Origin of the sequence: Flavobacterium sp. UBA7680, assembly GCF_002482975.1 — a bacterium.
Classification (GTDB): domain Bacteria; phylum Bacteroidota; class Bacteroidia; order Flavobacteriales; family Flavobacteriaceae; genus Flavobacterium.
In genome coordinates this window covers 376,779-401,769 of record NZ_DLHA01000032.1, presented here as the reverse complement: position 1 = coordinate 401,769, position 24,991 = coordinate 376,779, and the positions used below count along the sequence as shown (strand labels likewise).

Below are 24,991 nucleotides of genomic sequence, written 5' to 3'. Positions count from 1 at the left end.
TGGTTTGTTCTCCTGCAAGGTTTTTCAAACCTTGTAGGTGTATTAATTTATTATATAGGTATTTTTTTAATTTATATAAACGTATAATTTATACCTACAAGGTTTTGAAAACCTTGCAGGACGTGAGAAATCTTAAATACTTGTTGCAGCAAAACCACCGTCAACTTTTAAAATTGTTCCTGTTACGAATTTTGACATGTCGCTGCATAAAAATAAAAGTGCACCGTCAATATCTTCCGGAGTTCCAAATCTTCCCATTGGAGTATGATCGATAATTTTTTCGCCTCTTGGAGTCAGTTTTCCTTCTGGAGTTAATAATAAAGCACGGTTTTGTTCTCCAATAAAAAATCCCGGTGAAATCGCATTTACACGAATTCCTTCGCCATATTTTTGGGCTAATTCAACCGCCATCCATTGTGTAAAGTTGTCAATTGCCGCTTTTGAAGCAGAATAACCTACAACTCTCGTTAAAGGTCTTTGTGCCGATGCCGATGAAATATTGATAATATTTCCTGATTTTTGTTTTGCAAAAAGCTCCGCAAAAACCTGAGTTGGAAGCATGGTTCCAATGATATTCAAATCGACAACTTTTTGTAAATCATCCGTTTTCATATCATAAACGGCCTGATCCGGCTGAATCGTTGCGCCCGGCATATTTCCTCCTGCAGCATTAATTAAGATGTCAAGTTTGCCATATTTTTCAACGATAAAGTTTTTTGCTTTTTCTAATTCTTCTTTGCTCAAAACATTCGCCTGAATCGCAAATCCTTGTCCGCCATTCGCTTCTATATCTTTTACAGTTTTTGATGCTTTTTCAATCGATTGAGAAACAATCCCAACAATTACGCCTTGTTTTGCCAAAACGTTTGCAAAGTTGCTTCCTAATACTCCGGCACCGCCTGTTATAAGTGCAATTTTTCCTTTTAGATTAAATATTGAATCCATTTAGTTTTATTTAAAAATTTCAATACTTTAAATTCCAAATTCCAAACTTCTGGAAAGTAAAGTATATTTATATGTGTTTGATTTTATGTTTAAATCTCAATATTTTAAATCCCAAATTCCAATTTTTGAAAAATAATATTTTAAGTTTTCACTTGGAATTTGGAATTTTAAAATTTGGAATTTTTCTCCGTTAGGAGATTCTAACTTTAAATACCAGTTTTTTCAAAAAACCTTCGCCAATCATCGCGGCATGAACATCTTCCGGAAATAAAATCGCAAATTGTTTTTCCTGAAGTTCAAAAAACATATCCGGTTTATCGTGGAAAAAACGAACATCTCTTTCGTCGCTGTAATCGCCATTCGGACTAACACATTTTTCTCTCGGTTTCCATGCAAAAGTTTCAGGGCCTTGTATTGAAATCTGAATGTCAATGTTTTTATCGTGGCATTCAAATCCTTTAATACTTTCTTCTCTCGTACTTCCGTCGCCGTGAATCACGATTAATTTTAAACCTTCATTAATTTCTATAGTTCCCGCTTCAAGATTTGCAATATCAGTTTGATTTACGTACTCAAAAGCTTTTTGAAAATTAGGATGCAGACTATAATATTTAGCTGCATTATGTAATGAATCTACAATCATTGGGTAAAGTTTTGTTTTGGTTTTTGAAATAATAATATAAAAATTCTTTGCCGTTTTTATATTATGTGTATTTTTACGTGTACGCACACGGTATTTTACAAATGTATGTAAATTGTAATGTAAAACAACTTATTTTTGCTAAAAAAAATAATTTATACCATAGAGCTTTTATTATTTTAACTAAAAAAGAATCAATATCATAACAATTAAAAAAATTGCCGAATTAGCCAATGTTTCGCCCGGAACTGTTGACAGGATTATACATAATCGCGGTCAGGCTGCACAGGAAACTGTTGATAAAGTCAATGCTATAATTGAAGAATTTGGCTATAAGCGAAATATTCTGGCCAGTAATCTTGCCTTAAATAAGAAGTTTCATTTTGCGGTTTTTCTTCCTAAATATGAAAAATTAGAATATTGGAGAAGTCAGGTTGAAGGTATTGAGAAAGCTGCTTTGGAATTTAGCAAATTCGGAATCGTTCTGGATTATTTCTTTTACGATTTTAATGCCGCTTCTTTTAAGGAATCTGTCAAAAAAGTATTGGAGTTCGATTGCGACGGATTATTATTTGCTCCAATATTTTACGAAGATTCTGTTCAGTTTTTAAATGAATACAAAAAGAAAAATATTCCCGTTGTGATGATCGATTCGAATATTTCGAATGAAGATGATCACGCTTATGTAGGTCAGGATGCTTTTCAAAGCGGTTATCTGGCTGGAAGATTAATCAGTTTTGCGGTGAAAAACGAAAGACATGTTTTGATTTTTAAAATTACCCGTGAAATCGAAAGCACTTCTGTGTACTTGCAGCGGATCGACGGATTTTATTCTTTCTTTAAAGGAAATGAAGAACTTACGAATTTTAAATTTTCAGAAGTAACGATTAAAGATTCAGGAATCGATCAAATGAATCTCGAAATGTTTTCAGGAATCAGCAGTATTTTTGTACCGAATTCAAGGGCTTATATTGTTGCTAGATTTTTGGAACAAAACAATATAAAAGGTATCCGAATTATTGGTTACGATTTATTAAATGAAAATATCGAATACCTAAATAAAGGCGTGATCGATTTTTTAATCAACCAAAGACCCGAAAGTCAAGGTTATATGGGAATCAATTATTTATACAAAAAACTGGTTCTTCAGGAAGATGCAGAACGCACACATTATATTCCACTGGAAATTATCTTAAAGGAGAATTATTTTCCTGCGAGGCATTGAGTTTAATTGCCCGCGGGTTTTACGGATGAAATGGGTTTGCACAGGTTATTTTTAAAATAAAATACAGCCTGTAACCAAAGTATTTCAAACATAGCCCACGGTTTCAACCGTGGGACGCAATTCATAACCACAATACGTTTCCCACGGTTGAAACCGTGGGCTATGTTTAAGTTAGAAATCATCTTATAGTGGAATTATTTTCCTGTGATAAAATAAAAAAAAGGTTAAACACAATCTTGTCATTTCGAGGAACGAGAAATCTTCGCGAGAAACTCTACAAAGATTGGACTCTTGTTGCCGAGCTACTTGCGGAGATTTCTCGTTCCTCGAAATGACAAAAATGAGTATAAATCTTAGTGACTTCGTGGTAAAACTATAATGAGAATAAAAACCTTTGTGTCTTAGTGCCTTCGTGGCAGAATCATTTCTTAACCTTCACGACTAAAGGATTATTTACTTTTTCAGCAAAAGAAGTCAAATAGGTTTCCCATTCTTGTTTGGTTTGAAACGGACTTCCTTTTTTCCATCCAAAACCAACATAATAAATTGCTTTATTGTTTTTAACAGAGATATCTCCGTAAAGATTGCTCAAATCTTTTTCATCGGTAACATGATTATCAAAACTCGTTAATGTACCTTTTGGAGCGACTAAACCTAAACCAATTTCAGAATCGTCGATTGGTTCCCAATAACTTAACCAGCCATTTTTTAAATTAGTTCCAATAGTTCCTTTTTTCTCATGAAGCGTTATTCCGGCAGAAATAGTTTTAGTTCCCGTAATATTGATTTCAAAACGAGAAAACTGACTTCCGTAATCTAAACTGATTAGTTTTGATTCCGTTATTTTGTTTCCTTTTGCATCCCAATCGGCATAAGTTAAAATGAAACTCGTTCTAATTGGCCCAGTTGTAATGGTTTTCCAGCTTACGAAATTCTTAGAAAAATAATATTTACCATCTACTTTTACAGCAATTCCGCCAATTCCGCGACTGTCGCCCACATGGAAATTATCCAGGCCTTCACCAGTATCTTTGTGGTATGTTCCTGTTCCGTTAGTTGCTTTTTCGTACCATTTATTGATAATAGGATAATCGACTCTTTTTAGCCAAGCATCAATTCCGCTGGTTAAAGTTCCGCCTGGAATTTTGTCTTCAACCATTTTTTGAGCCACAGGCCCGTAAGTTCTAAAAGCCACTTTATTGTTTTCCCAAGCATAATCATCTGTTCGTTCTGGAACAAATCTCGAATAACAACTCACGATTTTAGAAGCCGAAGGATTTGTTCCAACAAAAACTTCAAAATCTTGTTTTGACGAAGCTTTAATTTTGGGTTGAAATAAAAGCACATCCGCAGTTCCGTCACCGTCATTGTCTACGGTTTGAGTTTCTAAAAATGAATTGCTGCTGATGTCTTTTACAGCATAATTTTCAAGTTTAGAATCTGCAGTTAGTCCAAGTGATTTTTTTGTGAGTTCAACGGTTTCAAATTCTCTGTCAACTTTCAGATTATTGCTGACCGTTATGATTTTATTTTGAGCCTGAATGGTAAAACTGCCAGCCAGAATTGCGGTGAATAAAAAATGTTTTTTCAAAATATAATAGTTTTAATTTTTGCTTTTTTTATTTCATAAAAATACAAATCTAAACGGCATCATGAATACATAAAAGGAGTAATAATGTACAAATCGTTGATAGTGAATTTTATATATGCATTTTTTTTCTACTTTTAAGAGATCAATTTAAATATTCTAAAAGTATGAAAAATAGATATTTATCCATTATGATCTTCCTTTTGGTTTTTACGAATCTGCAGGGACAAACTATTAAGAATACGGAACAGTTAAAAGAAAAACTAAAAGCGGTAAACAGCCAGACAGCAGATTCTTTTTTGCGTAACGACAGTAAGGTTATAGTACAGTATTATGATGATACAGCACCTGTTTGTATGCCTGAGTATCACAAAGCCTTATACACAAAAGAAGATATAAAATCCTATTATCAGCAATGGCTTTCTAACTTTAAAATAAATGCTTATAAACGAGATATTTTTGAAGTTCAGCTGATTGATAATTACGGAATTGAAATTGGAACTTTTAATATTGATGCAATAAATGATAAAGGCGGCGCACTGGTTTATGACGGAAAATATTTGAATGTTTGGAAAATAGGAAAAGACGGAAAACTGACTTTAGCATCAGAAATCTGGGGAGCAAACAAAGCAATTGACGGAACTAATTTTGCTTCCATTAAAACAAAAGAAAGTGATACACCAAAACCTGCTGTAAAAAAGTCTTTAGAGGATGAAGTCAATAAACGAAATCTACGCATTGCCGAACTTGTAACAAAGCGAGAAGGAGAAAAACACGCGGTTGAATTCTTTACAAAAGATGCCATTTACCTAACATACGATACGCCAATGTTTATTGGATTTGAAAATATTAAACCGTATTTCGTTGAACACGAAAAACCAAATGGAGTTTCAATTGATTCCATATCCATTAAAGCAAGCAGAATTATTCCTGTAAAGAATTTTGTTATCGAGTACGGTTATTATTATGTCGATGTTTCGTGGGACAATAAAAAGGGAAGAGCCATCGTAACCGGAAAAAGCATTAATCTTTGGAAAAGAGATGAAAACGGAATATTAATGCTTTACCGTCAAATGGTTAACCATAATTAATCTCTGATATTCCAAAAAGTATAACGATATTTATAGACTAGATTTTTGAAAAAATAAATAACAGCCTCATGAAGAAACAAAGCGCCGGAATATTGCCGTATAAATTTGTAGACAAGACTATTTTTTTCTTTCTGGTGCATCCGGGCGGTCCGCTTTGGGCAAATAAAGATTTAGAAAGCTGGTCGATTCCTAAAGGTGAATATACAGATGATGAAGATCCGCTTGATGCTGCTGTACGCGAGTTTAAGGAAGAAACGAGTTTTGAGGTCGATGGCGATTTTATTAAGCTGGAATACGTAAAACTAAAATCGGGTAAAATTGTCCATGCCTGGGCGGTTGAATTTGAGGTTGATGAAACTTTGATAAAAAGCAACGATTTTGAAATGGAATGGCCGCCGAAATCGGGAAAAACAGAAAAGTTCCCCGAAGTAGACCGAGGCGAATGGTTTCAAACAGCCGAAGCTTTAAAGAAAATAAACCCCGCACAAGCCGATTTTATAATTCAGATGGTTTCTAAAATTTCGGCTACGTTATAGAATCAAAGTAGTTTTTGAATTAATTTTTGTAATTTCCATTTTGGTCATCTGATTCAATTAATCAGATTAATTAAAAGTTTAAAATTAGATATGGAAGTTAAAGGTATTATTTTCGATTGTGATGGAGTTTTAGTAGATACAGAAAAAATTGGTAACGGAATTTTGCTCGAAATGGCGGCAGAACATGGTTTTGAAATGGAACTTGAAGATGCTTACCGCAATTTTAACGGCCGCAATTTAAAAGATTGTTTCCGACATATTGAAGAAGCTATCGATCAAAAACTTCCCGAATCTTTTGAGTCAGATTACCGCCAAAAAAGTTTCGAAGCTTTCAAAACGCAGGTAAAACCAATGGAAGGCGTAGTTTCCTTTATCGAAAAATTAAAGATTCCGTATTGCGTGGCTTCGAGCGGGCCAGTCGATAAAATCAGATTGAATCTTGAAGTGGCTGGTTTATTGGATAAATTCGAAAATAAAATATTCAGTTCCTATCAAATCAGCAGTTGGAAACCAGATCCGGGAATCTTTTTATTTGCTGCCAAAGAAATGGGTTTTGATGTAAAAAAATGTGTTGTTTTAGAAGATAGCAAAGCGGGTGTAAAAGCGGGCGTAAGCGGTGGTTTTAAAGTGTACGGTTTTGCCAATGGTTATAACAATGATGATTTAAAAGAAGAGGGCGCGGTTCTATTTCATAGTTATGAGGAGTTGAGTGAGATGTTGGAATTTTAGATTTTAGAATTCAGATTTTAGATTTAAAGTCCCGTTAAACCCGACAGGTTTTTAAAACCTGTCGGGTTTAGTCACAGGGCGGGGCTTCGACTTCGCTCAGCCTGACATGGCGGGAGATTAAGTTATTTAAGTTGTCAGCCTGAGCAATCCCGAGGCTTCGGGAGAAGGCACACAAAGCATATCCGCAATCGTGTCATTCCGAGGAACGAGGAATCGCACTCGTAGATCGACAAAGATTGGTCATTGCGAGGAACGAAGCAATCTCACGTGCTAAATCAATTAGTGATCTTTGTTAGTGTGGATGCTTCGTTCCTCGCAATGACAAGACTTAGATTTTAAAATTTAATCTTACAATTACTAATTTGTTTGGTTAAATTGTAATTTGTTGCATTAAAATAAATTTTTATATATTTGAATTTCGACATTCTCTATTTTGGTTTGATAATAATGAATAATTGTTATTGATACATTTAAAAAATGAATGTTTTTTGCCTGGAAAATGGCTTTCCCCAAGAGTCAATTTCCTAAAATGTGATTCCCAAAAATCACACAATAACCTACAGACAGAAACAAAATGACGAAATGTATAATTAGAATTTTAGTTTTATCGATAATACTCGTTCCTCCAATTGTAAAGGCGCAGATTAAAAAAATTGGAGTTCCATTTATAACCAATTATAATCCGAAAACGTATAAAGCCGCTTCAGAAAACTGGGATGTTTTACAGGATTCTAAGGGAATGATGTTTTTTGCCAATCACTTCGGGATCATGCAGTTTGATGGTGTTCGCTGGAGCATTGTAACGCAGCCCGAAAACAAGAGTATGGTTCGTTCGCTTGCCATCGATAAAAAAGACAAAATGTATGTGGGCGCACAGGGCGATTTTGGTTATGCTATTCAATTGCCAAACGGACAATATCAATACACCTCTTTAGTAAAATTACTTCCAGAATCCGCGCGAAATTTTGGTGATGTGGTGCATACCGTTATCCTAAATAATGAAGTGATTTTTTTCTCTTATGAAGAAATTTTTATCTACAAGAACAATAAAATCAAGGTTGTAAAGTCTAACGCGAAACTTGATGATTTCTTTGAAGTCAATAAGGAAATCTATGTTTTAGATAATGCAAAAGGTTTACTTCAGTTAAAAAACAATGCATTAACGGCGATTACAAACAGTGATCAATTTGCCGGAATGAAGATTAGAAAAATCTTTGAAACTAAAAACGGACTTTTAGTATTGACACAAAAAAACGGACTTTTTACTTTTAAAGATAATCAGCTAAAGCCATTTGTTACAGAAGCAGATAATGTTTTAAAGCAAAATCAAATTTCTACAGGGATTCAGCTTTCTGATGGATATTTCGGAATTGGAACCCGACAATCGGGGTTGATAGTCATAGATGGTTTGGGACGTTTGATTCAGCATATCAACAAACAAATGGGTTTGCAAAACGATTATGTAACCAATTTAAAGGTTGATAAAGAAGGTAATTTATGGGTTACACTTAAGGAAGGAATTTCGCTTATTCAGATTTCATCGCCATTATCCAGAGTTTTAGATACTTCAAATTCAGAAACCAAAATATACTGCAGCCAGATTTATCAGGACAAATTATATATCGCTACAGATAACGGTTTGTTTTGGATGGATTGGCTTTCGTATAAAAACGGAAAACATGAAAATGCAAACTTTCAGCACGTTTCAGGAATGTCTGAAAATGTCTGGAATATTGGCGTTTTTGGAAGTTCACTTTTGGCTTTCGAAAAAAACGGAATCTTTGAGGTTTCCGGTAATTCGGCAAAATTAGTGGCAAAAACAGATGGAGCGTGGAAAGGAATATTAGTTCCTAATCATCCGGATTTACTAATTGTTGGCGGTTATAACGGAATGTATCTTCTCAAAAAAACAAATAATACGTGGGTTTATCAAAATAAAATAAAAGGTTTTGAAGAAAGCAGCCGTGTTATCGAAACCGATAAAAACGGCGATTTCTGGGTTGCTCACGGTTACAAAGGAATTTATAAAATTCAGTTTAATAAAACATTCGATGCGGTTTCAAAAGTGGAGTTTTACAATCAGAAGAATGGTTTTCCGTCGAGTTTGTTTTTGAATACTTTTAAAATTGACAATCAAATTCTTTTTGGAACAACAAAAGGAGTTTATAAACAAGATTCGCATTCGAAGAAAATGATTCCCGAACCCGTTTTTAAGAAATATCTTGGAATGGAAAATCATATTCGTTTATTAAAATCGGATAATCAGGATAATATCTGGTACGTTTCTGGAGAAAATACCGGAAAAATAACTAAGAACTCAAATGGAAGTTTTGAAGTTGAAGAATTGCCTTTTAGAAAACTTCGTTATTTATACGTTCCGGGTTTTGAGAATATTCAAACTACAGCCAGCGGCGATGTGTTTTTTGGTACGCAGGATGGTTTAATTCATTATAATACCATTAAAAACAAGCAATATCAAACGAAATACAAAGCGGTAATTTCAGAGGTTAAATGTATTTTTCCTAAAGACAGTCTGTTATTTTCAAGCCGATTTGATGTGCTTCCAAATAAAACAAAAGAAGCGTGCGAAGAAATTTCAAATGTTTTATCGCATTCGCATAATGCGCTTCATTTTTCTTTTTCATCACTTTTTTATGACGAAGCTGATGCTACAAAATATGAATACTGGCTGGAAGGTTTTGAACCAAAATGGTCAGAATACAGCCTTCAGACGGAAAAAGAATATACGAACTTACCTGAAAATGAATATGTATTTCATGTTAGGGCAAAAAACATTTATGATATGGTAAGCGAAGAAGCGGTTTTCCGTTTTGAAGTTTTACCGCCTTGGTACCGAACAATCTGGGCTTATATTTTGTATTTAATACTATATAGTGTTGTCATTTATTTTATTGTTAGATATCAAAAATCTCTGGCAGAACGCGATCGCCAGCAATTGATACTGAATCAGGAAAAGGAACTGCTTCGAAGCCGTGCCGAACTTAACGAACAGCGATTGACATTGGAACAGGAAAATATGGCTATTGTTCATGAAAATCTTCAAACTACGATAAATCTTAAAAATGCCAAAGTAGCTTCGAATACCGTGAACCTTATTCATTTAAATGAAATTCTGCTTTCTATAAAAGAATTAATCGGGCAGATGGATAAGAAAAACGATGCCAATGTGAACTTTAGTTTATTGACCAAAATAAACAAATTGATCGATCACGAATTGCAGGGCGATAAACATTGGAACGAATTTGAGGAAATCTTCAATCAATTGCATGATAATTTTATGCAGAGGATGAAAACAACTTATCCGGAATTGACTCCACGTGATATGCGATTATGTGCGTATCTGAGAATGAACTTTAATACAAAAGAAATTGCTCCGCTTTTGGGAATTTCTGTTCGTGGAGTTGAAGATACCCGATATAGAATTCGAAAAAAATTACAGCTTCCATCTGATGCAAATATCACAGAATTCATTTTAAATTTCTAGACGATAATTTAAACACATAGGAACATAGTTTTGCTTTGTCTATAATAAAGGCGTTTCACTAGTTTAAACAAACATAGCTATGTGTGAAAGAAAGCTTTAAATTTCAAGATGATATTTAAACACATAGGGACATAGTTTTGCTTTGTCTATAAAAAAGGCGTTTCACTAGTTTAAGTAAACATAGCTATGTGTGAAAGCGAGCTTTTTTTATAATCTCAAATAAGAAGCAAGAAGAAAATCTATGTTTCTATGTGTTTAAATTTTTTCACGTTTTTAAAATCTCTAGCAGCTTTTACGATTAAGAATAACTTCTAAAAAACGGGATTTCATCTCGTAAGTAATATCCTAAGTAGTTTTACGCGTTTTTTCTTCATTTTTTTTAAATCACCGTAGTCAAACCGTACTCAAAAATGTAAGTGTAGCCTGATTTATTTGTTAATATTGTGGGATTATTATTAAAATAAGAACCCATTTCTGCAAAATAGGTTTTTGTAGCGGTAATAAACTTTACTAACAAAAAACTAAAAAAAATGAATCAAAATGACGCTTTTTTCGGCCGACCACCGAAAGACAATTTCTATTATTTTAAACGATTTTTGGCCATAGCTATATTTGTGCTTTTGCCAATTTTGAAAGTCCAGGCACAATGTAAAACATTGGTTTGGTCTGATGAATTTAACGGTACTACTGTCGACCTAACCAAGTGGCAGAGTATTTCAGGAAACGGTTGTCCGGCACTTTGCGGATTCGGAAATGCTGAGGCCCAGCGTTACGACCCAAATCAGGCGACAATTGTAAAAGAAGGAGCAAACAGTTATTTGAACATTCAGGCAAAATATGAGCCTAATGGCGCATTTCCTGATCAGCCTTACGCTTCTTCAAAATTAACTACAGAAGGAAAATATTCCCTTAAATACGGTAGAGTTGAAGCCCGCATGAAGTTATCAAACGGACAAGGTGCATGGCCTGCGTTCTGGATGCTTCCGGTAGGAGGAAACTGGCCGTATACAGGTGAAATTGATATCATGGAAGCCAAACACAGAAACCCACAATCTGTAGACGGAACGATTCATTATGATGGAAACGGATATCATTATACGGGTAGAAGCTATAGTTCTCCAACGGATTTATCTACAGACTTTCACGTGTATGCGGTAGAATGGGGACCAAACTTTATTAAATGGTATGTTGATGATGTTTTATTTCACACCGCAACTCCAAATACTACTGTAAACGGCGGATGGCCTTTTAACGATAATCAGTTTTATATCATTTTAAATCTGGCTGTTGGTAGCGCAGGAACGCCTTATACAAGTGTAAATGGCGCAGGAGTAGCACCAGTTCCGGCTGATTTCCCTGCAAAATTACAGGTAGATTATGTTCGTGTTTATGACGGAAGTTATAAATATGGTGTTGCCGGAGATGCAAAAGTGTATCAAAACGAAACAGGTAAAACGTATTCTATAAATGCTATTACTGGCGCAACGTACAATTGGACTGTTCCTGCGGGAGCAACAATTACGGCTGGGCAGGGAACAAATGCTGCAACAGTAAATTGGGGAACTGCAGGCGGAGATGTTTCGGTAACGGCAACAACTTCTGGCTGTACGGCAAATACGTATAAACTGGCTGTAGCGACAGAACCTGCAATTCCTGTAGAGAAAATTCAGGAAGATTTTCAAACGAACAGAAATGTTGTTTACGGAAACAAAACGGGAGTTTTGACAGAAGCTGTAGCAAATCCTTCTGCAACCGGAATTAATACTTCGGCTTTGGTAGGAAGATATGTTCGTAATTCTTCTGAATTGTACGATGTTTTCAATATCAAAAACGTAGTAATCAGCAACGCCAATGATTATGTATACGGAAGAAAAAGAATTTCTTTTGATTTGTATACTTCGGCTCCGGTTGGAACCAAAGTTTCATTGCAGTTAGAAAATAGCAATGTAACCACAGCGACAAATTATCCGTTAGGAAGACACAGCGGTTACAAAGCAACTACAACGGTTCAGAACAAATGGGAAACGATTGAATTTGAATTCGAAAAAATTATCGATGCCAATACAAGTGCTTTAACCATTAATAATGTGGCTTTACTTTTTGAATCCAATTCAAATTCTGGAGCAACCTATTATTTTGATAACCTGTTGACAAGAGCTACACCAGAAAAACCAATTGTTGCCACAGACGTATTGCAGAATTACGACGGCATCAACAAAATTATAAAAGGAACTACAACAGGAACCTATTCTGTAGTAGCAAATCCGGGTTCAAACGCTGTTAACTCGTCGGCAAATGTCGCGAGATATGTTAGAAACGTAACCGAACAATACGATGTACTTTTCTTTAATACACAAAGCACGATCGAAGATGCTGGTTTACTAAAAAATCAGACAAATAAAATCATGATCGATGTGTATACATCGGCACCAATTGGTACGGTTGTAAGTTTGAATTTAGAAAACAGTGCAACATCGCTTCCGGCAAATTACCCAACGGGAAGAAACAGTAATTACGTTGCGATTACAACGAAACAAAACCAATGGGAAACCTTGACTTTTTATTTCAATTCAAGTCCAGATGCAGGAACTTCGAATTTGGCAGTAAACCAAATGGTTTTATTGTTTAACTCAGGTTCTTTTACAAGCGATACCTATTATTTTGATAATATCAGAATTGGAGCAACAAAACTTCCAGATACATTTACGCCTGGAGTTGTTTACGAAGATTATCAAACTGTTCACAATATTACATTTAGAGATGCTATCGGAACTTATACAGCAAACGTAGCAAATCCAAGTGCGACAGGAATTAATACATCTTCAAACGTTGGAAGATATGTTCGTAAGTCTACAGAATTATATGATAATTTCTCATTTAATACAACTTTAACCAATATTGGAGACTTTAAAGCGGGAACTAAAAAATTCGCAATGGATGTATATACCTCTGCTCCGGTTGGATCTGTTATTTCATGGCAGGCAGAAAGCAGTGCTTCGGTTCCGTCAAATTATCCGGTAGGAAGACACAGTATTTATCAGGGAGTTGTAAAACAAACCAATACTTGGCATACCGTAACTTTTACATATGTAAGCACACCAGATGCTTCGACTTTAGACAGCGAAGTAAACCGTTTTGTTTTCTTATATGAGCCGGGAACAAATTCTGGAAACACGTATTATTTTGATAATTTAAGAGCTTTAAATTTAGTTTCAACAGAAACTCCAGTTGGATTACCTGCACCGTGGGTTAGTACAGATTTAGGTGCGGTAACACCAGCGGGAGAAGCCACACATTCTAGCGGAACTTTCACTATAAAAGGTTCAGGAACTGATATTTGGGAAACCAGCGATCAATTTCAATTTGTAAATCAATCCATTACTGGTGATGCCGAAATTATTGCCAAAGTAAATTCATTAACCAATACGAATACATACGCAAAAGCGGGAGTAATGTTTAGAGAAACACTTACAGCAACTTCTAAACATGTTATGACAGATGTTACACCGGCTGCAGGCGTTGAGTTTTTATCAAGAAATGCTACTTCGGGAGTAACGGTTGCAGATGTTGCCGCGGGAACAGCGCCAAAATGGGTTCGTATGGTACGTGCAGGAAATGTATTTACTTCTTATACATCTGATAATGGTACAACGTGGACACAACTTGGAACTCCAAAAACAATTACAATGGCGAATACCATTTATGTTGGAATGGCGGTTACATCTCACGCAAACGGAACTTTAGGAACGGGAGTTTTCAGTGATGTTATTGTTAGAAATATTACAGCAAATCCAAATGTAAATTTAGCTCTGTCAAAAACGGCTACAGCTTCTACAGAAGAAAATCCAACTTTAGCAGCAGGAAAAGCTACTGATGGAGACGGAACAGTTTCAAGATGGGCAAGTTCTTTTGCTAATGCTACGGAATGGATTTATGTTGATTTAGGAAGTAATTACAACCTGAATCGTGTAGTATTGAAATGGGAAGCAGCTTTTGCAACGCAATACAAAGTTCAGCTTTCTACAGATAATGTTTTTACCGAAAACGAAACTATCAATACACAAACTGCCAGCGACGGAGGTACGGATGATTTAACCGTAAGCGGAACTGGAAGATACCTGCGTATTTTATGTACAACAAAAGCTTTGGCTCCTTACGGATATTCATTATATGAAATCGAAGCGTACGGATCTGCTTCGGCAGCTAAAAAAGCGAATGTTATAGTTGAAGAAAGTACGCCTGAAAGTGTTGTTTTTGCCATCTATCCAAATCCGGCTAGTAACTATATTCAAGTTGCAATTCCTGAAAATTTAGACAACAAAATCATTACGATTTATAACAATTCAGGAACGCTGGTTCTTCAGAATAAACCGGAGAAAGAAGCAAGTGAAAGCGTAATTGATTTGAGCAGACTGACAAAAGGAATTTATATACTGAATTTCAAATCAGATCAAAAAAGCTGGACAAAAAAGCTAATTAAGAAATAATTAAAAATCCGTTGGGTGTAGTTTGTTTTAAAATAAACCCTCTCATTCAATTGTAAGCTGGAATTAAATTTAAATGGATAGCACCAAATAATTGCACCTGACGGATGATTAAAAAGTCATTATTTATAAGATGACTTCAGTTTAGAATCTATTTACATAAACCCCACAATTATTTAGATATGAAAAAAAATAAACTTCAAAGATTTTCACTACTGACAGCACTGTTTCTGGTGTTTTCAAATTTTATGTTCGGGCAGGGAGCCATTCCTTTTACGATTAGTAATACTTCTACATTTAACGATAATGAATTGTATGTAGCTATTGTTGGTATCGATTATACCACCGGAAACCATGTTTGGGTAAATGCCAAAACAAGTCAGGTTTTACCAATGAGTTCATCTTATAATACCGTTACGGGACCAACAATTGGCGGAAATACCGGACCGGGACAAAATTCAAAATACGCAGCTTGTTTTACCAAGCTGAGCGAAATTCCAAATAAAACTTTCACACTGCCTTTAATTGCAGGCTGCAGGGTTTTTATTTCTAAAGGTTCGCAGTTGTATTTTTACTTTTTTGGTGCCAATGGAGCTCCTTCGGGATATACATCGCCAAATCCGTTGAATGCAACAGATCCAAATCAGGGAATTTTATATGAAATAATCGAATTAACGAACAATCAATATGGTTTCTTCGGAAATCCTTCGAGAGTAGATTCGTATAAATATCCAATGGGATTGGAATTATTTGGCGCAAACGGATATCAAAAGAAAGTAGGGGAATTAAAAAACCACGCAGATATTGTTGCTGCTTTTAAAGCAAATGTTCCGTCAGAATTTCAAGGTTGTGTAAACAATACAACAGGTGAAATTACAGCTCCGTCAAAAACTCCCGCTTTCGCAGATGGAACAGGAGGAACGACAGTTGGGCCGCAAGCCAATTATTTAAAATCGTATATCGATGCGATCTGGAATAAATATAAAAATGAAGATTTAATCTTTTATGCCGGAGACGCCGGAGTTTTTAAAGGAAGAGTTATTGGCGAACAGCTAGAAATGGTTGGACAATCTGGAGGATTTGTTGGCCGTACAGGAAGAGTTCAAAACAGACCAAGTACTCAGGAAGCACTTGAAGGAAAAGGTGTTCTCGACAGAAGATTGGTTGACGGAGATTTAGATCTTGTGATTCAGGCACAATTAACCGCTGCTATTAACAGACATGTTGTAAATACTACAACAGCAAATCCGGGACAGCAAAACTGGTACGATGCTTCAAAATTTTATCAGGTAAACCCAACAAACCATTATTCTAAATTCTGGCATTTACCGGGAATCAGCATTGATAATTTAGCGTATGGATTTGCTTATGATGACGTTGCAGATCAGTCGCCATCATTGCATTCGCCGCAGCCAACAAAAGTAATTGCTGTTTTTGGAGGATATGCAGGAACGGTTCCTTCTGTTCCGGCTTCAACAGATGTTATTACGGTTTATAAAGATTGTAACTACACAGGTTTCTCTGGCGGATTAACAATTGGAGATTATAACTTAGCACGTTTAAATACTTTAGGCGTTTTAAATGATGATATTTCTTCATTAAAAATCACGCAGGGTTATCAGGCGATTTTATACCAAGATGATAATTTTACAGGAGCTTCAACGGTAATTAATTCTGATAATTCTTGTTTAAATACGACTTGGAACGATAAAGTAACTTCTATCAGAATCCTTGCAAACGGAACGACAACTTTAGGAAACCAAACTTTCTTTTTACAAAACAGAAACAGCGGTTTGTATATGGACGTTTGGAATGCAAGTTTATCTAACGGAGCAGGAATTAATCAAGGTGCGTTGAATTCTGGAAACAATCAGAAATTCACCTTTACACATTTAGGCGACGGATTGTACAAAATTATTGCCAACCACAGCAGTCAGTCTTTAGACATCAATAATTTCAATAAAGCAAACGGTGCGCGTTTAGAGCAATATCCATACAATGCAACAACAAATCAGCAGTTTGTATTGGTTTCTACAGGCGATGGTTTCTATAAAATTGTAGCAAGACACAGCGGTAGAATTGTTGAGGTTGCCGGAGCAAGTACAGCTTCTGGAGCAATTGTACAACAATGGGATAACAATAATCAAACTTGCGGACAATGGAAATTAGTTCCGGCGACAAGTTCGCAGACTTCTGTTTTAATTCAGGCCGAAGATTATTCAGCAATGAGCGGAATTCAGGTTGAAGCCACTACAGATACAGGCGGAGGCTCAAATGTAGGTTACACAGAAACAGGTGACTGGTTAGCGTATAACAGCATCAATTTCCCAACAACTGGTTCTTATTTAATTGAATACAGAGTAGCAAGCGCTGTTACAGGCGGTAGATTATCATCTGATTTAAATGGAGGAACAATTGTTTTAGGAAATGTTGATATTCCAAATACAGGAGGATGGCAAAACTGGCAAACGGTTTCGCAAACGGTAAATGTAAATGCAGGAACATACAATTTCGGAATTTACATTCAAAATACCGGAATGAACATCAACTGGATTAAAATTACTAAAGTTGGTGCGGGTGCAGCTGCTAAAACGGCTTCGGTACAACCAGCAGAAGAACCGGCAGAAATTGCTTTAAATGTTTATCCAAGTCCGGTTGAAAATACACTTTATGTAACGACAGATCTTTCTGGCGGAAGCGTAAAAATAGTCGATTCACAAACGGGGTCTACTGTAGCATCTCAAAAAATCAATAATAACAGTTTTGACGTTTCGCATTTGAAACAAGGAATCTATTTTATTGTTTTTGAAAAAGAGGGCAAACAGACGATCAAACGTTTCATAAAAAAATAGTTTTAAAAACGATTTTAGGCTTTAGATTTTAGATAATAATTTGGGAGAGTTAGTTAGTTTAACCCAATTAGATTGCTCAGCGATCAAATCTAAAATCTGAAGTTTGAAATCCAAAATTTTTCATTTCCCCCAATATTTACAAATTTTTATTAATCTATTAAACAATTTATTATGAAAAACAATTACCGAAGAATGCTGCAGAAATGCATTATTATCTTAGTGTTGGGTGTTTTTAACTTAGCTACGGCCCAGCAGAAAAAAGTAATCGCTTATGTCCCGAACTGGGTTGATCTAAATGCTTTAGCAGGAACTATCCAGTACAGTAAATTAACGCACATTAATATTGCGTTCGAAAATCCTGATGCAAACGGATATTTGAGTTTTAATTCTGGAAATAATGCCATTATTAATACTGCGCATGCTCAAAACGTTAAAGTTTTTGTTTCTCTTGGAGGAGGTGCCATTTCTGAAGGAGGTGCTATTCGTGACAATTATTTTAATTTAATTACACCGGGAAACCGAACCGCTTTTATTCAAAAGCTGTACGACTATGTGGTCGCTCACAATTTTGACGGAATCGACGTAGATTTAGAAGGTCCGGCAATTAACGGCGATTACGGCGGATTTGTTATTGCCTTGGCGAATAAATTACATGCCAATGGAAAATTGATTTCGTCAGCGCTTTCAGAAGGATATGGTGGTGCAAATGTACCTGCATCTACTTTTGCGGCTTACGACTGGATCAATATCATGGCATACGATGCAACTGGGCCATGGCAGCCAAATAATCCGGGACAGCATTCTCCATACAGCATGGCTGTAAACCAATTTAATTACTGGACAGGAAGAGGATTACCTGCAAGTAAAGCCATCATTGGATTACCATTTTACGGATATGGTTTTGGAGCATCTGCAAATCAGGGAATTTCTTATGCGAATATCGTAGCTCAATATCCGGGAGCAGAAAATCAGGATCAGGTTGGAAATACAATTTACTATAACGGAATTCCAACAATCAAAGCAAAAACAACTTTTGCGATTCAAAACGCAGGCGGAGTTATGATTTGGGAATTATCTCAGGATGCAACAGGTTCTAAATCATTATTAACAGCCATCAATCAGGTAATTACTGGAAGTAATCCTCCTGGAACAGGAACTTTAATACAAGCCGAAAGTTATAATACAATGAGCGGTGTTCAAACAGAAGCTACAACAGATACTGGCGGAGGTTTAAATGTTGGATATGCAGATACAGGAGACTGGATGGCATATTACAATATTAACTTTCCAACATCTGGTAATTATGTAATTGAATACAGAGTTGCAAGTGCCGTTAACGGAGCAAGATTATCATCTGATTTAAATGCAGGAACAATTCAGCTTGGTGCGGTTAATGTACCAAATACTGGAGGATGGCAAAACTGGCAGACGATTACACAAACCGTAAATGTAAATGCCGGAACGTATAATTTCGGAATCTATATTCAAGCTTCTGGAGTAAATTTAAACTGGTTTAGAATCACGAAATCAGCTTCTGGTTTAGCTGCAAAATCGGTTGCTCCTGCTGCTGAAACTTCTGCGGATATTGCAAGCGTTACCATTTATCCAAACCCAACAGAAGATACACTTTTCTTTAGTTCAGAAGTTTCTGGAGCAAATGTAAGCGTTATCAATTCTGAAGGTGGAGCTACAGTTTCATCACAAACAGTAAACAACAACAGTATCAATGTTGCTGGTTTGAAAAAAGGAATTTACCTGATTTCATTAGAGAAAGATGGAATCAAAACGGTAAGACGTTTTATTAAAAAATAAGTTTTCAAAAGCACTATTTCTTCTTTGTTTCGGCAGAGAAGAGTAGTGCTTTTATTATTGAATATTTTTTAATACACATAGATACATAGATTTTTTCTTTTAAAGGAAGAGGTTTTTAAAAACTAGTTTTTGCACATAGTGATCGTCAAACGCTATGATTGCTAATGCCAAGTAAAAAAGCCTTTATCCATAAGGATATCTATGTCTCTATGTGATTAAAAAACACTCAATCTATATTGTAACCCCCTTTAACCCCAATTATATGAAAAATAATTACAGATTTCGGTTAAGTTTACTCTTGATAATCTCTTTAGGATATTTTGCTACGGCACAGACTTCTTTAGGTTCGAGCAAAACATTTTTGAACAAAATAAAAAATGAATTAGTTTCTTCAACAACTGCAAAAGGCCCAGAGAAAACAATTCTGCTTCAGGCAGCCGATTCCAAAAACTTTAACGGAAAAATAAATTATAAAGAATCAGATCAGTCAAGTGAATTTTTAATTGGAGAAATTAAAAATGTTGCAGAATCTTCTTTTTATATTAGAATAAAAGACCAATCTCTTGAAGGTCATATTATTTTAAAGAAAACCAGAGAAGCTTACAAATATTATTCTGATGCACAAGGAAATGCTTTTGTTTCTAAAGTTGATATTAATACTTTGGTTTGTATTGATTATAAAAATCTTCCATCAAAAGCAGCAAATAAAACAACAGCGGCGGCAGAAATTGCTCCGGCATTGCTAAACCTTCAAAGTTTACCGGGTGCTGCAGGCTGCGTTTTATTAGATTTTGATGGTTATTATATGCCCGCAGGAAATCTTTGGAACAACGGTAACGCGATTAACGCTGCCGCTTCCGGAATGAGCGATGCAGCTGTTCAGCAGCATTGGGAAGTAGTTTCAGAAGATTACAGACCTTTTAATCTAAATGTAACCACAAGCGAAGCTGTTTTTAATTCTTACCCAAGAAACAGAAGAATGAGAGTTGTAGTAACGCCAACAAATACTGCGGCTCCGGGTGCGGGTGGTGTAGCTTACATTGGTTCTTTTAACTGGGATAATGATGTGCCTTGCTGGGTATTTATTACTTCTGGAAAATCGGGTGGTGATGCTTCTTCTCACGAAATTGGACATACTTTCGACCTTGGTCATGATGGACGTACGAATCCTGCCGAAGATTATTTCGTAGGTTTAGACGGAACTTCGTGGGCTCCAATTATGGGTGCAGGATATTACAGACCTGTTGTACAATGGAGTAAAGGCGAATACAATTTTGCTAATAATTTACAAGATGACGTAGCGACAATTGCAGGTTCTAAATTTGGAGTTGGATATCGCGGAGACGATTATGGAGATAATACTGCTTCTGCAGCCACTTTAGATTATAATGCAAGTGGAGCAATCAATCAAAGAAATGGAATTATTTCAAGTGCAGCTGATTATGATTTCTTCACTTTTACAACTGGCGGTGGAAATGTTTCTATAAATGCCAACACCGTTTCAAGAGACGGAAATCTGCATCTTTTGCTAAGATTATATAATTCTGCCGGAACAGAAATGGGAACGTATTGGAACTCTGATCCGTTTGTTTTAAATGCTTCAATGAATGTAAATCTTCCGGCTGGTAAATATTTTATCGGCGTAGATGGAAACGGAGCAGGAAATGCAGGAAGCGGTGGATATTCGGCTTATGGTTCTATCGGAAGTTATTCGATTACAGGAACAATTCCACCGGGTGGAAATATTAATCCGTCGACAGATGTAATTACCGTTTATAAAGATTGTAATTATACAGGTTTCTCAGGCGGATTAACTATTGGTGATTATAATTTGGCACGTTTAAATTCTTTAGGGGTTTTAAATGATGATATTTCGTCGCTTAGAATTACGCAGGGATTTCAGGCAATTTTATACCAAGATGATAATTTTACCGGAGCTTCAACTGTAATTAATTCTGATAATTCATGTTTAAATACAACTTGGAATGACAAAGTAAGTTCGATTCGAATTCTGGCAAACGGAGTTACCACTTTAGGAAATCAAACTTTCTTCCTGCAAAACCGAAACAGTAATCTAAATATGGATGTTTGGAACGCCAGTTTAACTAACGGAGCAGGTATCAAACAAGGAACTGCAAATACAGGAAACAATCAAAAATTTACGTTTACACATTTAGGTGATGGTTTATACAAAATCATTGCCAACCACAGCGGACAATCATTAGACGTAAATGGTTTTAATACAGCAAATGGTGTAAGTGTAGAGCAATATCCGTACAATGGAACTACAAACCAACAGTTTGTGTTAGTTTCTACAGGCGATGGCTTTTATAAAATCGTTGCCAGACACAGCGGAAGAATTGTTGAGGTTGCCGGAGCAAGTACTGCAAATGGTGCCAATGTTCAGCAATGGGACAATAACAACCAAACTTGTGGACAATGGAAATTAATTGCCACAACGACTTCTCAGACTTCTAGTTTAATTCAGGCCGAAGATTATTCAGCAATGAGCGGTATTCAGGTTGAAGCTACAACAGATACAGGCGGAGGTTCAAACGTAGGTTATACCGAAACAGGAGACTGGCTAGCATATAACAATATTAATTTCCCAACAACGGGTTCTTATTTAATTGAATACAGAGTGGCAAGTGCCGTAACAGGCGGAAGATTATCATCTGATTTAAACGGAGGAACTATTCTGTTAGGAAATGTTGATATTCCAAATACAGGAGGATGGCAAAACTGGCAGACGGTTACGCAAACCGTAAACGTAAATGCCGGAACCTATAATTTCGGAATCTATATTCAAAATACAGGAATGAACATCAACTGGATCAGAATTACAAAAGTTGGAGCAGGAGCACCGTCGGCAGTTATAGACGATGAAGTGAAAGATGTTGTATTTAACGTATATCCAAATCCGGTTTCAGAAACGCTTTTCTTTACAAAAGATGTTTCGGGAGGAAATGTTAAAGTAATAGATTCTCAAGGCTCTGTAGTTTCATCACAAAAAAGCAATGATAATAGTTTGAATGTCTCGAATTTAAGACAAGGAATTTATTTTGTTGTTTTTGAAAAAGATGGAGAAAAAGCAATAAAACGTTTTATAAAGAAATAATCCATTTCGCCATAATGGTTTTATACATTAAATTTTAGGTTTTAATGTAAAGGCTGTCAGTAATGACAGCCTTTTTTTTGTCAATATTTGTTCGATAACAATATTTGATTTTAGTTTGGTAAATCTCTTTATCGTATAGTCCCTACGGGACAAATATATTGGATGGTCATATTTTTTTCTACCGATATTTAACTCCTAACGGAGTTTTCTATATTGTAGTAAGTTTACCTCGATAGAGGTTAAATATCGGTAGAAAAAAAGCGATTCCCATATAATTGTCTCGTAAGGACTACATTTTTTATAATAAATTATTCGTTTGATTTTTATGCGGTAATTGCTAAGAGTGTAGTCCCTATGGGACAAATATATTGGATGGTCATATTTTTTTTCTACCGATATTTAACTCCTAACGGAGTTTTCTAAATTGTAGTAAGTTTACCTCGATAGAGGTTAAATATCGGTAGAAAAAAAGCGATTCCCATATAATTGTCCCGTAGGGACTACATTTTTTTTTTAATCAATCGAAAATTCCGCAAAGCACGCTAAGATTTTATAATATTTTGAACGCAGCTAAATGAAGTTCGTAAAGCTTTTTGATCTTAGCTTATTAAAAACTTACTTAAAAAATCTTCGTGAACTTAGCGTAAATCTTTGTGATCTTTGCGTTAAAAAAAAACAGAAATGACAGCCTTTTTTATTAAGGAATAACCTTTTCTTGACGCAGTTGATCAAAAAGACTAAAAAACATTTCTTCGGTATCTATAAATTCATAAAAACCCAAGCGTCTTGCTTTGGTTCCATCTGCGAAAAAATCATAATCCCAAGAAAAAACAAAATCCCCAAAGCCCCAGCCGGCCAATTTTTCATAATCATGCTTTTCTAAATTGTATTTTTTCTGCATGTTTTGCCATAAATTATTTTTATCAGCCATGATCGTTTTTAATTCCATTTGCAGCGGCGGTGCAACAGGAATATCAAAATAAGAAGCAATTTTAGGCCAAAGTTCTGTCCATCGAAATAAATCGCCATTAGTAATATTAAAAGCCTGGTTAGCACATTGCGGATTTGTAGCTGCCCAAACGGTTGCTTTTGCTAATAATCCTGCATCAGTCATTTCCATAAGTTTATCATAAGCCCCTGCCTTTCCGGGAAATCGAAGTGGAAGATTTAGTTCTTTAGAGATTGAGGCATAAACGGCAATTAAAAGCGCCAGATTCATTGGATTTCCTAATGCTGTACCACCAACAACAGATGGTCGAATAGCACTCCAATTCCAATTTTTGCCCTGTTTCATTCTTTCTAAATATTGCTGTTGATCAATGTTGAATTCCGGAGGCATGTGACCTGCATCAGTTTCTTTGGCAGGAGTTTTAAAAGGTCCCAGATGAGCTCCGTAGACTTTATATCCTTGCATTAAACTAATATGCTGTAAGTTTTTAGATAATGGTTCAATTGTTTCGACCACATTTTTTAGCATTGTAAGATTTGGTTCAACAAGCTCAGACCATGATGGACGATCCTGATAGGCAGTATAAAATATATGAGTAATATTTTTAAGCTCTGATAACTGTTTTTTGCTATTTTCAGCATCAAGTTAATCAACTGAAATATGTTTTAGATTAGGTCTGTTTTTGCCTTTGTTTCTAGACAAACCAATAACTTCCCAATTTTCTGTAGATAAAAGATAATCAATAAGATTTTTTCCTATAACACCATTAGCGCCTACAACAAGTGCTGTATTTTTGTTTGCATTCATCTTTCTTTGTATTTAAAAATTATTTTACAAAGATCAGGCAGTGCGAAAAGATTAAAAATGAAGTAAATTATGAAAAAATGTTGAACTAGATTAACTTTTTTTCAATCTGTTATTTCGTATTTTCGAAAGAAATTCTGTCGACATACCTAAATAAGAAGCCAGCGCATATTGAGGTATACGTTTTGCTATTAAAGGAAATTGAGTAATAAAATTATCGTAACGCTTTTCTGCCGAAGAAGTAAGATTTGTAATGATTCGGCGTTGAAAAAAAGCTGCAGTACGTTCAGCAGTTATGCGAAAAAAAGTTTCAAATTTGGGATTCGCTTCTTTTAATTTTGTTTCAGTTTCAAAATCTATCTGCAGTAAAACAGAATCTTCTAAAGCCATAACAAACATTGTTGCCGGCTGTTGATAAATGTAACTATTGTAATCTGAAATCCACCAATCTTCAATTGCAAAAGCAATCGTATGTTCATGACCTTCATCATTTACAACATAAGCTCGTAAAGCACCTTTTACAACATAACTTCTATATTTTGCTGTAAAATCGGGCTGTACTATAAATTGCCTTTTCTTAACTTTTGTAATTTTAAATTCAGAAATGAATTGATTAAGTTCTTCTTCAGAAAGCTGTACTCTGTTTAGCAGGTGATTTATCAAACCCTGATATTCTGTCATCTTTATTTAATTTTAAAAATATGAATCTGCAG

General features: G+C 35.5%; 14 protein-coding genes and 1 pseudogene. 9 read left to right on the top strand and 6 right to left on the bottom strand.

Going from position 1 to position 24,991, the window contains the following annotated elements; all coding sequences use genetic code 11:
* Window positions 1-132: 132 nt before the first annotated feature.
* Together B3C18_RS15655 and B3C18_RS15650 are read right to left on the bottom strand one after the other, a co-directional pair.
* A complete protein-coding gene (locus B3C18_RS15655) occupies window positions 133-945 on the bottom strand; it encodes an SDR family oxidoreductase (protein ID WP_291148474.1) in 813 nt (270 codons plus the stop codon).
* Window positions 946-1,135: 190 nt separating this feature from the next.
* Window positions 1,136-1,588 (bottom strand): YhcH/YjgK/YiaL family protein, encoded by a 453-nt coding sequence (locus B3C18_RS15650; protein ID WP_291148473.1) that lies wholly within the window; start codon window positions 1,586-1,588, stop codon window positions 1,136-1,138.
* Between the two features lie 190 nt (window positions 1,589-1,778).
* Between B3C18_RS15650 and B3C18_RS15645 the strand changes: the two genes are divergently transcribed.
* Window positions 1,779-2,810: a LacI family DNA-binding transcriptional regulator gene (locus B3C18_RS15645; protein ID WP_349680585.1), complete on the top strand. Its 1,032-nt coding sequence runs from the start codon at window positions 1,779-1,781 to the stop codon at window positions 2,808-2,810.
* Window positions 2,811-3,231: 421 nt separating this feature from the next.
* On the opposite strand, the gene B3C18_RS15640 is transcribed toward B3C18_RS15645, so the two are convergent.
* Window positions 3,232-4,401 carry a DUF4861 family protein gene (locus tag B3C18_RS15640; RefSeq protein ID WP_291148472.1) on the bottom strand — a complete coding sequence of 390 codons (1,170 nt, stop codon included), beginning with the start codon at window positions 4,399-4,401 and terminating at the stop codon, window positions 3,232-3,234.
* Window positions 4,402-4,565: 164 nt separating this feature from the next.
* Here B3C18_RS15640 and B3C18_RS15635 point away from each other — a divergent pair, with 164 nt between their 5' ends.
* From B3C18_RS15635 to B3C18_RS15600, 8 genes are all read left to right on the top strand, one after another.
* Window positions 4,566-5,489 (top strand): YybH family protein, encoded by a 924-nt coding sequence (locus B3C18_RS15635; RefSeq protein ID WP_291148470.1) that lies wholly within the window; start codon window positions 4,566-4,568, stop codon window positions 5,487-5,489.
* 68 nt (window positions 5,490-5,557) lie between these two features.
* Window positions 5,558-6,025, top strand: a complete 468-nt coding sequence (locus tag B3C18_RS15630; protein WP_291148467.1) for an NUDIX hydrolase — start codon at window positions 5,558-5,560, stop codon at window positions 6,023-6,025.
* Window positions 6,026-6,115: 90 nt separating this feature from the next.
* Window positions 6,116-6,754, top strand: coding sequence for an HAD family hydrolase (locus tag B3C18_RS15625; protein WP_291148464.1), 639 nt, complete (start codon window positions 6,116-6,118; stop codon window positions 6,752-6,754).
* Between the two features lie 574 nt (window positions 6,755-7,328).
* Window positions 7,329-10,259, top strand: a complete 2,931-nt coding sequence (locus tag B3C18_RS15620) for a triple tyrosine motif-containing protein (protein ID WP_291148462.1) — start codon at window positions 7,329-7,331, stop codon at window positions 10,257-10,259.
* Between the two features lie 530 nt (window positions 10,260-10,789).
* Entirely contained in the window at window positions 10,790-14,746 is a 3,957-nt protein-coding gene (locus tag B3C18_RS15615) for a family 16 glycosylhydrolase (RefSeq protein ID WP_291148460.1), read from the top strand.
* Window positions 14,747-14,925: 179 nt separating this feature from the next.
* Window positions 14,926-17,595, top strand: coding sequence for a beta-1,3-glucanase family protein (locus B3C18_RS15610; protein WP_291148458.1), 2,670 nt, complete (start codon window positions 14,926-14,928; stop codon window positions 17,593-17,595).
* A 171-nt stretch (window positions 17,596-17,766) separates the two neighbouring features.
* Complete coding sequence (locus tag B3C18_RS15605) at window positions 17,767-19,407, top strand: glycosyl hydrolase family 18 protein (RefSeq protein WP_291148456.1); 1,641 nt, start codon at window positions 17,767-17,769, stop codon at window positions 19,405-19,407.
* Between the two features lie 262 nt (window positions 19,408-19,669).
* Window positions 19,670-22,525 carry an RICIN domain-containing protein gene (locus B3C18_RS15600; RefSeq protein WP_291148454.1) on the top strand — a complete coding sequence of 952 codons (2,856 nt, stop codon included), beginning with the start codon at window positions 19,670-19,672 and terminating at the stop codon, window positions 22,523-22,525.
* A 697-nt stretch (window positions 22,526-23,222) separates the two neighbouring features.
* On the opposite strand, the pseudogene B3C18_RS15595 reads toward B3C18_RS15600, so the two are convergent.
* From B3C18_RS15595 to B3C18_RS15585, 3 genes and pseudogenes are all read right to left on the bottom strand, one after another.
* Window positions 23,223-24,092: pseudogene (locus B3C18_RS15595) on the bottom strand (SDR family oxidoreductase); the annotation flags it as partial.
* Window positions 24,093-24,119: 27 nt separating this feature from the next.
* Window positions 24,120-24,281, bottom strand: coding sequence for an NAD-dependent epimerase/dehydratase family protein (locus tag B3C18_RS15590; protein WP_291148449.1), 162 nt, complete (start codon window positions 24,279-24,281; stop codon window positions 24,120-24,122).
* A gap of 90 nt (window positions 24,282-24,371) precedes the next feature.
* Window positions 24,372-24,959, bottom strand: coding sequence for a Crp/Fnr family transcriptional regulator (locus B3C18_RS15585; RefSeq protein ID WP_291148447.1), 588 nt, complete (start codon window positions 24,957-24,959; stop codon window positions 24,372-24,374).
* Window positions 24,960-24,991: the final 32 nt, after the last annotated feature.